Source organism: Varibaculum sp., assembly GCF_008661855.1.
Taxonomy (GTDB): Bacteria; Actinomycetota; Actinomycetes; order Actinomycetales; family Actinomycetaceae; genus Varibaculum; species Varibaculum timonense_A.
Genome location: NZ_RPZY01000020.1, coordinates 1 through 13,117 on the forward strand (window position 1 = coordinate 1; position 13,117 = coordinate 13,117).

The following is a 13,117-nucleotide window of genomic DNA, read 5'->3' on the forward strand; positions in this document are numbered from 1 at the left end:
GTATCAGGATGGGCGTTTTTGCTTGTCGGCGAGGGTTCCAGGCGGTTGGTAGGGGTTAATACCTAAAATGTGTGTATTTTTAGGGCGTGTCGGGGTGGGTTAGTGTCATGTCCAGCCTTTGCGGATGTGTAGGGATCCGTCTTGGTATTTGGGGTTGTAGTCGATGGCGTTGTCGTATTGGGGCGGGTTGGTCGGGTGTGGCATTGGTTGAGCCAGTTTTTCTTGGTCTAGGTGTTTGTGCTGGTTGGTGAGATATTTTATAGGGTTGGCTGGGTCTATGGATTTTTGGTTGAGCAGCCATTGGATGGCTTTTTTCATGTGTGGCTCGGATATGCCGCGGTGGGTGTTGAGTAGGCGGCGGATGGGGGCGTTGATTCCTCCTTCTAGCTGGTTGGTTGTGTGGTCAATGTTTTTGTTAGCGAATTCGGGCTCTAGATAGGTGAATAGGTGCTCGGTTCGGGAAAGGCGCTCGAGTCGTTTGTAGGCTCTCCTTAAACGTTCGTGTGTCCACCACCAGCGGGTTTTAGTGTTGGGGTCTGTGCTGTAGGTTTTCTCGTTGATGAGGTCTTGGTAGAGCTGGTGCCACTGGTGTAGCAATCTAATCCAGTTGGCGGCCTCTTGAGGGGTTTTGATGGTTAATAACTGGTTGGTAAGAGCTAGTAGCGCTTTTCCGGCGACAGTTTTGGGTTTGCGGGTTAGATCGGTGATGGTGTTGGTTTTAACATGGAAAAGGCAGCGTTGCACGCGGGTGTTAGGCCAAGCGTTTCGTAGAGCTTTCTTAATGCCTGCCCCGCCATCGGTTACCACTACCATCGGGGCGGGTAGCCGGTTCATTATTGCTTGGTAGGCGGGCGCGTTTTCTCTTTGACACCATTGCCAGTCAATGATTTGTTTGCCGTTAGTAGCGGTGATTAAGCACCAGCCGTAGGCAAGATAGATCCCGTCAAGTAGCACCTGATTGTAGACCTCGCCAGTGACCGAGGGCTTAGGCACCTGGACTTGCCAACATCAGGCGGTTTTAGTAGTAAAAGAGGTTTTAGCTAGACCGAGTTGGTTAACCGAATAGCCTTCTAACAGCCATTTTATAAACAAGTCTGCTTGGGATTTAGCGCTAATATCAGGACGTGATTTAACTGTCGAAGCCCCGCAGGACAGGCAACGCCACCGGGTTCGCCCAGAGCTAGTCTTACCGTTCTTTACAAGCCTTTGTCCGCATACACCACAAACCGGTCGATTACAAGCACTCTTCACACAATATGCTCTCAAAGCATATTCAAACCATCATAACCCCTGATAAAACCCCAAAAAACAATCCGCACCCCCATTCAGGTATTAACCCGATGACCGGCGCTAAACCTGCCACGCCCACTAAACCCGCACCAGCGAAACCGGCACCAGCAGCACCGAATATTGATGCGTTAGCGGACGCGGTCATCCGCGGCGAGTACGGCAACGGTGAAGAACGACGACGCAAGCTCGGCAACTTCTATGACCAGGTGCAGGCTCGCGTCAACGCCAAACTCACAGGACACACCCCAGCGCCCACACCCAACATCGACGCCCTAGCCGACGCAGTCATCCGCGGAGACTATGGCAACGGCGAGGAATGCAGGCGCCGCCTCGGAAGCCTGTATGAGCAGGTACAGCGCCGGGTGAACCAAAAACTCGGCTATTAACACTAACCGCACCCACGCATCTCCCGGCGAGCCCCGCTACTACCCAACTTCTCGGTGGTAGTGGGGTATTTTACTGTCTAACTCTGTTAGCTCCCATCAATACTGAGGGTACCGCGATCGCACTACCAGTTGGGTGATGCGATTGTATTTAGCCTCATGGGAAGAGCGAGACACCAGATCGAGGAGTGCGTTCGTGGTCACATTGTACCTGCGGGTGCGTGATCAGTGTTACATTGTGAGTGAATCCACACATGCATAACTCAATGAGGAGAAGTCATGAAGAGAAAGATTATGGCAACCCTTGGGCTGGCCTTTACATGCCCCCTAGCTCTGCTGGCAGGTCTCACTTCCGCACAGACAGCTGTTGCCGACACAGGTTTTTCACACATCACAACTGTCTCTGAGACGTCCAGTGTTAATGAACGCGCTGAAGCTTTGGGCTTGAAATTGGAGGGCGGTGCCGTACCGACTGCAAGCAAAAGCTACAGCCTCAAATTTCCGAACTCGCTTACTGCCATCAATGGCATAGCACAACTCGATCTTTCTCGGTGGGAAGGATACACATTCGCACTGGATGATGCCACCCAGTGGCTCTACATTTCAAATTCGCACAGGGAGTTGGTCGGCCTGGTAACAGAATTTTACGGCTCGACCATTGATGGTGAAGTATCACCCGCCAAGGTGATTCTTGAGAATAATATGCTTCGCCTATCAAGCGAGTCTGACAATGTCGTCAAGTATCGACTTGACTACTTTGATGCAACAGTGCCGAGCTCAACAGAGTCTGCAGGACAGTGGAGGGCAAGCCTCATCAAGGTTCCCTCAAATTATGTATACAACCCCAAACTAGGGTCACTTCACGACTACTGCACCAAATCCCCAGACGAGTTCCCAAATCCTTTTGGACCCAATGCGGATTTCCGTGGCCCATGCGCAATTCATGACATGTGTTACGAGCGCAAGGGTTGCGCTTCTAAAGCTTGCGACGCAGCACTACTTGTAAACTTGGGTAATAACTGCATAGCGACCTACTCGAAAGGCGCTACGCAATCCTCATGCATGGCGACAGCTGGCGTATACTACAGCACGGTGACGGCAGTTCACGTATTTAGTTCTTGTCCGTAAAGGGAGGTGTTTTTCATGCGAAAGCGTCACATCCCCATTTTGTCCTCGCTGGTACTTGCTGCAACCTTTGTTGGCCTTTGGATCTATGCACTGCGAACAACAAGTAACACTCCACTTTGGGGTCAATGGCTGATTCTACTGATTCTCGTTGTTGAATCGCTAGTAGGTCTAAGTGCAGCCATCACGCTGAAGAGCTCGGTATTGCTGAGGGGAGTGTACATATTTGGGGTATGCCTTTGTCTACTCGGTTCAGCCTCATTCTTCTACTATGCACATAACATTCCGACTGCGATCAACATCTCCGGAATGCTAGCCATTATTGCAGGACTGGTAATCAGCCTTACTTTCGCTACGATTCTCGCAACGCGAGAGGAAGTTGGAGACTAGTCTTCTATAGTCCTTGCAGCCAAGCCAAATACGCACCCTCTTCAATCAAGGAAGACCAGGGTGCGTACTTGTCTATGCGATACAAGTAGATCAACACTTCAAAAATCTATCCTCCTTCCCCTAACCTTGCGGTAAACATCGATGCCCTGGCTGACGCGGTCATCCGTGGTGACTACGGCAACGGGGACGAACGCCACCGCCGTCTTGGCAACTTGTATGAGCAGGTACAGCGCCGGGTGAATCAGAAGCTCGGCTACTAACACTCACACGTTCTGCGCTAGCCCCGCTACTGCCTCGCTTAAGAGGTCGTGGCGGGGCTCTTTTTCGTGTCTTGGGTTAGGGGCGTCCGTATTAGGGGTGTGTGGGGGCGTATGAGTAGAAGGCCAACTAGAACAAGGTGTTCTACCTAGCGGGTGCCTTCTGTAAGGAGGTAGCCGAGGTTGGCTGGTTTTGATACGCGGTCTAAAGACCAGGTTCGTAAACTCCGCCAAGCCGGGATGGGATTATCACTCATCGCAAATGAGCTGGGGCTAAACGTAAACACGGTGAAAAGCTGGTGCAGACGCAACAATGTCACTCCTGCAAGCGCCAGCGGTGACTCGCGCACGGTGGGTCAGGTCGTTGGTTGCCTTCAGTGTTCAAGTCCGTTAGCGGGGCGCCAAACCCGGTTCTGTTGTGATGCGTGTAGGCGCGCGTGGTGGAAAACCCATCCCGACCAGATCAACAGGCGCGCGTTCTACACCTTCACCTGCCACCACTGCGGAACAGTATTCAGCGCCTACGGAAACCGTACACGTAAATACTGCACTCACGCCTGTTACGTCAGGGATCGATTCTCCACACGCGGTGGCAGGCCATGACCGTGATCGATGTTGATGCTGAAATCGAGCTGCTGCGCGCCATCAGATTCGTCGACCTACTCGCCGATCAGGGCTTACTTACCAGCAAGGAATCTCGCACCGTCCTTACCAGTTTGGCGCGTGATTCCACTGCGGTAGTGGGGGCGCTGATGGTGGGGGTTCGACTGGATAAAACCAGGGTTTAGAGCGTAGATGGATACAACACAAACAACGGTTCTAAGCAGGCTCGAAAGTGGTGTAGTCACCACGCAAGGAGGTGTCATGGGAAAGCCTGATATTCGCCGGATCGCCCCGAAACCCCAGCGGTTAAAACGGGTTCGGGTGGCGGCGTATGCGCGGGTCTCGACCGATCATGAACGCCAACTGTCTTCGATTGCCGCCCAGGTGTCTTACTACTCCCACCTGATCCACTCCACGCTCGGGTGGGAGTATGCCGGGGTGTTCATTGACGAAGGCGTCACCGGGACTTCTACCAAGCATCGGGATGAGTTTCACGAGATGATGGGTAGCGCCCGTGCTGGTGGTATCGACATCGTGTTGTGTAAATCGATCTCTCGCTTGGCGCGTAACACCGTGGATTTGCTTGAAACAGTACGCGAGCTGCGCACCTTAGGAGTCACGATCCGGTTCGAACGGGAAAACATTGATACCGCCACCGCCGATGGTGAACTCCTCCTGACGTTATTGGCCTCGTTCGCGCAAGAAGAATCGCGTTCGATGTCGAAAAACGTCAAGTGGGGGATCAGGAAGAAATACGCCACCGGTGGCTTGCACTTCCGCCAACCCTACGGTTATAAATACAAGGCTAGCGACCTCGTCATCGTCGAGGACGAAGCCGAAGTGGTTAAGCGGGTCTTCACCCAGTTTCTGGCCGGGGAATCTCCCGAGGCGATCGCCGAAGAACTCAACAGTGAGGGGATTAAGCCTCGGCGCGGTAGGGCTTTTCACGGGCAAGTGCTACGCAAGATCCTCGAGAACGAAACCTACACCGGCACCGTGATACTCCAACAGCACTACCGACCCGAAATTGCCAACGCTGCCGTGACCGTGAACACTGGCGAGTTACCCCGCTACCTCGTTACCAGATCCCACCCACCAATCATCAGCCCAGACCAGTTCCAGGCCGTACGCGATGAACTCACCCGCCGCCGCCAACTAGGGCGAGGAGCCACACCCAGTGCCCGAACCTGCGGGCTGACCTCGAGAATCGAATGCTCAGTGTGTGGCAGGTTCTACCATCGCAGAACCAAAACACGCCGCGATAAGCGATACAAGTTTTGGTGGTGCGAAACCGCCACCAAAGGCAAAGGAAACCCCTGCCACGCACCACAAATCCGACACACCCTGCTCACCAACATCTGCGCCGACACACTCGGATGGACTGAGTGGGATGACGAGCAGGCCCTCCACCAGCTTAAAAGGATGATTGCCCACCCAGACGGGACACTAACTATCCACACCACCACCAGTGACACCCCAGTGGTGGTCAACATCCACGAGAATAGGCAATCATGACCACTACTGCGCAGCGGGTTAAACAAGTCACGACCATCCCAGCCACGAAAACCCCAGGCCAGACCCTGACCGCCGGTCTGGCACGCAAACGCCGAGTTGCCGCCTACGCGAGGGTATCGACCGAAGCCGAGGAGCAAGCCTCCTCCTATGAGGCACAAGTGACCTATTACACCGCCTATATTCAGGGCCGGGCGGAGTGGGACTTCGCGGGAATGTACGCTGACGAAGGCATCACCGGCACCACCACTCGACACCGCGAAGGCTTCAAAGCGATGATCGCTGACGCGCTGGCCGGCAAGATCGACTTGATCCTCACCAAGTCCGTCTCCCGTTTCACCCGCAACACCGTAGACACGCTCACGCATGTGCGCCAACTTAAAGACGCCGGGGTAGAGGTGTACTTCGAGAAGGAAAACATCTGGACCCTGGACTCTAAAGGCGAACTACTGATTACCATCATGAGTAGCCTCGCCCAAGAAGAATCCCGCTCCATCAGTGAGAACGTCACCTGGGGACACCGCAAAAGATTCGCCACCGGTAAAATCATGGTGCCCTACGCCTCCCTGCTCGGCTACAAGAAAGGCGCCGACGGTAACCTCGTGGTTGACGAAAATCAAGCCGTGATCGTGCGCCGTATCTACGCCCGGTTCCTCCAAGGCGCCACCCCACACACCATCGCTTCTGAACTCACCGCTGACGCAATCCCAACCCCTCGAGGTAAAACCATCTGGCCTGCCAGCACGATCCGTTCCATCCTGACCAACGAGAAATACAAAGGTGACGCTCTGCTGCAAAAGACCTTCACCACAGACTTTTTAACAAAAGCCACTAAGGCCAACGAGGGTGAAGTACCCCAGTACTACGTCACCGCCAACCACGAGCCGATCATCGCCCCATCCACCTGGGAAGCAGTCCAAGCAGAACTCGCTAGACGCTCCGGTAAAGGCACCGCTAACACCCACCCGTTCGCTAGCCGTATCCAATGCGCCCAGTGCGGCGGCTGGTACGGCAGAAAAGTATGGCACTCCACCAGCAAATACCGCCGCTACATCTGGCGATGCAACAACAAATACGCGCGCAAAACCCCCTGCACAACACCGCACGTCACAGACACCCAAATCCGAGAAGCCTTCGTGACCGCCCTCGATGAACGCGTTAACGACCACCACGCCCTCGATAAGACACTCAGGCTGCTCGATCAAGCCGTCTACGACACCACCAAGTTAGAAACCCGACAGGCTGAGATCACCGAGCGTATCGAGGAAACCATTACCCTGATCAACCAGCTGGTCACCACCTGCACCACCACCACGCACGACCCCGACGACTACGACCGGCGCTACCAACAACTCGAAAACCGCCAAAAACTAGCCCGCCAGATTGACGACCTACGCCAGCGCCGCGCCCAAGCCGCGCAAGTACACGCCTTTCTGTCCAGCCAGCCGCCACTGGACTACTCCGACCACGCCACTATCACCACCAACGGCAACATCCACATCCACTTCAAAGCCTGAACTCGACGTATCAGGTCAGCATCTGACGGGTCTCAGAAGCAGAACCATGCACATGCTCCACTGCCGTTCTTGACAGATCGGGCGGTCACGGCAGCTCCCAAGTCAGCGTCGCTGCACCCACACTGCCCCCTATACACCCGCCACAACAGCCCTGCACCCAAAACAGCACCCGTGCACCCAAAAACACGCTTGTATCAAAATGAGCGTCTAAGTAACCAAAATGGTTAATCCCCAGGTTTATCCTGGGGATTAACCATTTTATAAGCTGAGGGCTCGAACCCGTGAGGGCTGGCGCGGGGAGGTAGCGAACGCGGGCTGAGCGTTCGCCCGCGCCGGAACTTCGGGGTTAATACCCAAATGGGGTTGCGGACGGAATGCTGGAAAGTGTTTTATGAATGCGCTGTGGGGGTTGGGAAATACTTCCCAACCCCCACAAAGCATTTATTTAGTTATAGACCTGGTGAGCTGCTAGATTTTCACCTGCTCTGACAGGGGAGTGTGGTTACCGAAACGGTGATTAGTGAAGGCTACTGCCTGTTCACGTACAAATGGAATCATTTCTACGCGTCCACAAGCAGTAACCGGGTGCGACCAGACCGCCACATTCACATTGCCACTAACCGCTTCATTTACGGCTTTAACATCTCCACCAATCAGGCGAATCCGTGCGTCCAGACCGGCACCGGCAGCCCAAGCGGGCAAACGGTCACGGAAAGACTGGTCAGACTCGACCTCGTAATCAATATGCTGTACTCGCAGGTACTGGAGTAGCGCGGAATCTGGTTCCTGCGACATTGACACCGAGACTTGAGAACCAACGGCGCGACCCGCAGCTGCCAGCATTAACACTTGAGAAGCGTCCTCGCCCTCGGATAGACGAATCAAGACCGGCAGCGCACAGTAACGCAACACGTTACGCTCTACCCGTAAATCTGAAGGGTCATGTCCGACCGCAAACTCGCTGTCTAGAGCCTGCTGTGAAGAGCGCAGCGAAGCCATCACGAACTCTTTATTGGAGTCCAAAGAGCGCGCAACTTTCGCGGCCTCTACTAGGGCGCGGTTACGTAGATCCACGCCCTCGTTTTCCGGAATCCCATCGGCTTCCCACTCGCCCAAACCATATAGATAGGACGGGCCGCCAGCTTTCGTACCTGCCCCAATCGCGGAGTTCTTCCACCCTCCGAAGGGCTGGCGACGAACAATAGCGCCGGTAATACCGCGATTGACGTAGACGTTACCGGCCTGTACGCGATCTAGCCACAGGTTGATTTCGTCGGCATCTAAAGAATGTAACCCGGCGGTTAAACCGTAATCGGTGGCGTTTTGAATCTCGATAGCTTCTTCCAGGGTGTCGCAGCGGATAATCCCCAGAATCGGGCCGAAATACTCGGTGAGGTGGTATTCGCTGCCCGGCTGTACCCCTGCGCGAATTCCCGGAGTCCACAGTTTCCCGGAATCATCTAGCTGCTTGGGTTTTAACGCCCAATGCTCGCCCGGTCCCAAAGTGGTTAGACCGCGCAGCAGCTTTCCGGTTGCCGGGGTGCATAGGGAGCCGGTCTGGCTGGCAGGATTGGTGGGATAGTCCACCACCAGCGAGCGTACGCCGTCAAGTAGCTGGCGATGTACCCGCTCGGAATAACCTACTGAACCGACCAAAATAGCCAGCGAAGAAGCCGAGCATTTTTGCCCACAGTGGCTAAACGCTGAGTTAATAATATCTTTGACCGCCAAATCCAAATCCGCTGAGGGAGTAACAATAATTGCGTTCTTGCCGGAGGTTTCCGCCAGCAGACCCATATTGTTATCCCAGGAACGGAACATCTTGGCAGTGTCAATAGAACCAGTCAAAATAACTCGATCTACCCGTTTATCAGCCATTAGATTCTTGCCGAGGTCACGGTTACCTAGTTGGACAAAGTGCAGAACCTCTCGCGGAACCCCAGCTTCCCACATTATCTTGGCAAGCAGCGCGCCGGTACGAGCAGCTTCTTTAGCCGGTTTGAAGATTACCGATGAACCTGCTGCCAACGCCGAAACAGTGGAACCAGTCGGAATAGCAATCGGGAAGTTCCAGGGCGGGGTAGAAACCGTTACCCGTGCCGGCTGGAACTTGGCTCCTGCTTGCTGTTCTAGCTCTAGGCACTGCTGAGCGTAGTAATGGCAGAAGTCCACGGCCTCCGATACCTCGATATCGCCGCCATCTAGGGCTTTACCACATTCAGCGGCCGCGATTTCCATCAGCTGGGCACGATTTTCGCTGAGCCCTATGCCCACGCGGTGAATAATCTCGGACCTTTCCTTGGCGGGACGCGCCGCCCAGACTTTCGCGGCTGCCTCTGCCCCAGCCAGCATTTGATCGAGCACCTTAGCGTCGGAAACGGTGGCTTCCTCGACCTCTTTAATCCCAATCTGACAATCGGGGATAGCTTTAATAATTTGGCGTGCCCACTCGATATTTGCAGGTAGCGAAGGGTCAGAATCCGGGGTGTTTTCAAAAGTCCACTCCCCGTCCTTTTGTACGAAAGATTTAATATCTTCGGTACTCTCGCTGCACCTGTCTTGGTGGCGAACTGGACCGACTTCCACTTCGTGCACCCTATCTAGGGCGCGGCGGAAACGCTGTTCTTCCTTGTGTAAAACGTCAGCATCGTCCAAATCGAAAATATCGGACATGAAGTTTTGTTCCAAGGAGTTTTCTTCTAGCCGCCGCACCAGGTAGGCGATTGCCACATCGTATTCTTCCGGATTAACTACCGGCACATAGAACAGGAGGTGACCGGTATCTTCGGCAACTGCCTTGGATTGGGGGGAAGCCATTCCGGAAAGCATTTCGAACTCTACCCCGCCAGAGTCCAATACCCCGCGTTCTTTAGCCAGTTCATAGGCAAAACCCACGGTGAACAGGTTCATTCCTGCTACCCCGATTTTGATGTTGCGGGTGTGTTCTTTAGTTAGTGCATAGTCGAGCACTTTCATGTAGTTAGAGTCGGTATCTTGCTTGCTCTTTTGGGTGGTGAGTTTCCAGCCACGTTCACGTGACTCTACCGTCTCCATCGACAGGTTTGCGCCCTTTACAACGCGAACCTTAATCCGCCCGCCCCCGCTAGCTACGCGCCGAGCTGCCCACTTTTGTAGGTGTTTCATAGCGGGCAGAGCGTCAGGCAAATATGCCTGCAAGACGATGCCAGCCTCTAGCTTTTCAAGCCCGGGGGTTTCCAGAATCTTCTTGAATACATCAATGGTCATATGGAGGTCTTTGTATTCCTCCATGTCCAGGTTGATGAATTTCTTCTGGTCATAGGAGTTAGCGCGCCGATATAGCGGCAAGAGGGCGTTTACCGCTCTGTCTACCACATGGTCGTAAGCCCAGGGGTTGTGCGGACCGGTAACTGCCGATACTTTTAGGGATACGTAATCTACATCTGGGCGCTCTAACAGCGCCATAGTGTCAGTTAGCCGTTTTTCAGCTTCTTCATCACCGAGAATCGCCTCTCCTAGCAGGTTCATATTCAGCCTGGCGCCACCGTGTTTTAGCCGTTTGATTGCCGGACCAAGTTTGGCATCGGAAACGTCGAGCACCAAATCCCCGACCAGTTTCGCGAACACGCTGCGAGTAATGGGGATAACCAGATTGGGTAGCAGCGGTGCCATTGCCCCACCTATCTTGAAGGGTAGGCACAGATACCAGGGTAAGAACCCTATGGAAGAGGACGCGAGGCGGTTAAGCTCCTCGGCGGCAACCTTAATATCTTCAGGGCGAATTACCCCATCTACAAAGGCAACTGTAAAGTCCAAACCAGTCTGGTCTTCAAGTACCTGGGAGAGGAGTTTTGCTGCCCGATCTTCTGGGTATTTCTCGGATTCCCGCACCCATTTTTGGGCGCGAGCAACCGCCAGATCTGCAAGGTGACGGCAGTCGCCGGTTTCCCCGCCAGCTTTGGGGGGAGCCACGCTTTCTGACATTTGTTTTAGTCCTTTCTTAGGAAAGAGTTTTTACTAGGTATCAATCGCACCTAAGGCGTAGCGGCTCGAGCTTGCTGGTTGCTCGACCCGCTACGCACTTATATGTTCAAGGTAACACTAGATGCGAGGAAGTGTACCCCGATTTTAGGGACTTCTTTCCTATGTCCCTATTTTTTTTATTTAGTTGTATTTTTTGTTCTAATCTGCACGTCGCCCTCTACCTCAGCGAATGGCATAGTGGTCACGGGGGTGACAGTTTTTCCTTCGAGGGCAGAGTTAATTTCATCTTGATTAGCGTGTGCAAGTTTAACCGCAAGATTGAACTCTTCGTCGATTTCTTGATTCGGTTTATAGGTTGCTAGCGATATCAGCCAGGAAACTAGCAGATTCAGTAAGAATCCAGGCAGGATCTCGTAGACCTGGAAGAACATCGGTAGGTTATCCGGTAGGTTTCCCCAGATAGCTACGGTAATTGCGCCGACTGCCATTCCGGCTGCGGCTCCTTGCCAGGTGTATTTGCGCCAGTAGAGGCTGAGTGTGATTACCGGTCCAAATGCCGCTCCAAAACCTGCCCAGGCGAAAGCTACTAGCCCTAGAATCGAGTCGGTACGGAACCAGGCGAAGAAAGCGGCGATTACGGAAATCGCTAACACTACCATCCGTCCGGCGTTGATACCCTTGGCTCCCAGCAGTCGGCGTTTCTTAATGCCCCGGTAAATGTCTTCTACTACTGCCGAGGAGGTCACCAATAGCTGGGAAGAAACGGTGGACATGACGGCAGCTAAAATAGCGGCCAGCATAAAACCGGCAAGTATGGCGGGGAAGAGCTTTTCTCCCATTACCAGATAAATGCTTTCCTGGGGGTTGATTTTTACCTTATCTAGGGCGTCTTTGATTCCGGCGAGACCGTTTTCGGTGAGGGCGCGCCCGATTAGAGCGGTCATGGTTGCGCCCAGTACACACAGGAACATCCAGCCGATGCCTAGGCGGCGAGCCGAAGTTGCTTCTTTCGGGGAGCGTAGTGCCATGTAGCGCACGATTACATGCGGCATTCCCACATAGCCTAGCCCCCAGGCTAGCCCGTTTAGAATCGAGAGTTTTCCGGCTGCACCGTCACCAATCATGGAGAACATATGACCTTCTAAGCCGTTTAGAGTATCGGTCATTACTCCGAAGCCACCCAGGGCAACCACCCCGAAGATTGGCACTAGGAGTAGGGCGATTAGCATCATAATGCCCTGTACCATGTCGGTCCATGATACCGCCAGGAATCCGCCCACCAGGGTGTAAAGAATAACTACTCCGGCTACGATTACCATGCCTACGTGGTAGTTCACATGGAAGATGGATTCAAAGAACACTCCGCCGGAAACCATGCCGCTAGCAACGTAGATGGTGAAGAAGAAAAGAATAATAACTCCGGCTACCAGTTGCAGAATGTATTTGTCGTCTTTAAGGCGAGCTGACATGAATGAGGGAACGGTAATTGAGTCCCCGGCAACTTGTGAATAGGAGCGTAAGCGCGGCGCTACCCATTTCCAGGCGCACCAAGAACCAATCAGCAGCCCGATAGCTATCCAGGATTCCACCAGACCGGTAAGGTAAAGAGCACCGGGTAATCCCATCATTAGCCAACCGGACATATCTGCGGCTCCCGCCGAGAGGGCGGCGACTAGGGGCGGTAGGGAGCGCCCGCCAACCATGAAGTCATCCATGGTTTGGGTGCGGGTGTAACCGTAGATGCCAATCAGAATCATGGCTACGAAGTAGATAACCATTGCAATGGCGATTCCGCTGGTGTTTCCACTGCTAATAAAATCTGCTGCACCAACAGTGGGTCTCACTAATGTTGAGAATGTGTTTATCATTTGCTCTCCATTGGGGTTTGTGCCGACAGTTCTGATTGCAAATATAATATCTTGATGTCAAGCTAATCACAATATACCCCGGGACTTTAGATATATGAGACGGTGTAATCCTTTTTTCACGGTATGGGGTAAAATCCCAGAAAAATAAAGGTTTAGATAGAGTTTAAGGTCTGAATAGAAATCATAAATTAATCTGGGACTAAAGCCCT

7 protein-coding genes and 3 pseudogenes are annotated in these 13,117 nt (G+C 53.5%); 7 read left to right on the forward strand and 3 right to left on the reverse strand.

Annotation, left to right across the window (positions count from 1 at the left end; genetic code table 11):
• Window positions 1-105: 105 nt before the first annotated feature.
• Window positions 106-996 (reverse strand): annotated as a pseudogene (locus QZT94_RS01710) (IS1249 family transposase); the annotation flags it as partial.
• A gap of 377 nt (window positions 997-1,373) precedes the next feature.
• Here QZT94_RS01710 and QZT94_RS01715 point away from each other — a divergent pair.
• From QZT94_RS01715 to QZT94_RS01745, 7 genes and pseudogenes are all read left to right on the forward strand, one after another.
• Window positions 1,374-1,676, forward strand: a pseudogene (locus tag QZT94_RS01715) (N-acetylmuramoyl-L-alanine amidase); the annotation flags it as partial.
• Between the two features lie 276 nt (window positions 1,677-1,952).
• Window positions 1,953-2,801, forward strand: a complete 849-nt coding sequence (locus QZT94_RS01720) for a hypothetical protein (protein WP_296761902.1) — start codon at window positions 1,953-1,955, stop codon at window positions 2,799-2,801.
• Window positions 2,802-2,816: 15 nt separating this feature from the next.
• Complete coding sequence (locus QZT94_RS01725; protein WP_296761900.1) at window positions 2,817-3,188, forward strand: hypothetical protein; 372 nt, start codon at window positions 2,817-2,819, stop codon at window positions 3,186-3,188.
• Between the two features lie 134 nt (window positions 3,189-3,322).
• A pseudogene (locus QZT94_RS01730) lies at window positions 3,323-3,448 on the forward strand (N-acetylmuramoyl-L-alanine amidase); the annotation flags it as partial.
• 596 nt (window positions 3,449-4,044) lie between these two features.
• Window positions 4,045-4,233 (forward strand): AsnC family transcriptional regulator, encoded by a 189-nt coding sequence (locus tag QZT94_RS01735; RefSeq protein WP_072510408.1) that lies wholly within the window; start codon window positions 4,045-4,047, stop codon window positions 4,231-4,233.
• 76 nt (window positions 4,234-4,309) lie between these two features.
• On the forward strand, window positions 4,310-5,563 hold the full coding sequence (locus QZT94_RS01740) for a recombinase family protein (protein ID WP_296761897.1): 1,254 nt from the start codon (window positions 4,310-4,312) through the stop codon (window positions 5,561-5,563).
• Entirely contained in the window at window positions 5,560-7,077 is a 1,518-nt protein-coding gene (locus QZT94_RS01745) for a recombinase family protein (RefSeq protein WP_296761895.1), read from the forward strand. Before QZT94_RS01740 ends, QZT94_RS01745 begins: the two co-directional genes overlap by 4 nt.
• A 468-nt stretch (window positions 7,078-7,545) precedes the next feature.
• Here the strand turns inward: QZT94_RS01745 and QZT94_RS01750 are convergent, their stop codons facing one another.
• Both QZT94_RS01750 and putP read right to left on the reverse strand, forming a co-directional pair.
• Complete coding sequence (locus QZT94_RS01750; RefSeq protein ID WP_296761893.1) at window positions 7,546-11,040, reverse strand: proline dehydrogenase family protein; 3,495 nt, start codon at window positions 11,038-11,040, stop codon at window positions 7,546-7,548.
• Window positions 11,041-11,216: 176 nt separating this feature from the next.
• Window positions 11,217-12,908 (reverse strand): sodium/proline symporter PutP, encoded by a 1,692-nt coding sequence (gene putP, locus QZT94_RS01755; RefSeq protein WP_296761892.1) that lies wholly within the window; start codon window positions 12,906-12,908, stop codon window positions 11,217-11,219.
• Between the last annotated feature and the right edge of the window lie 209 nt (window positions 12,909-13,117).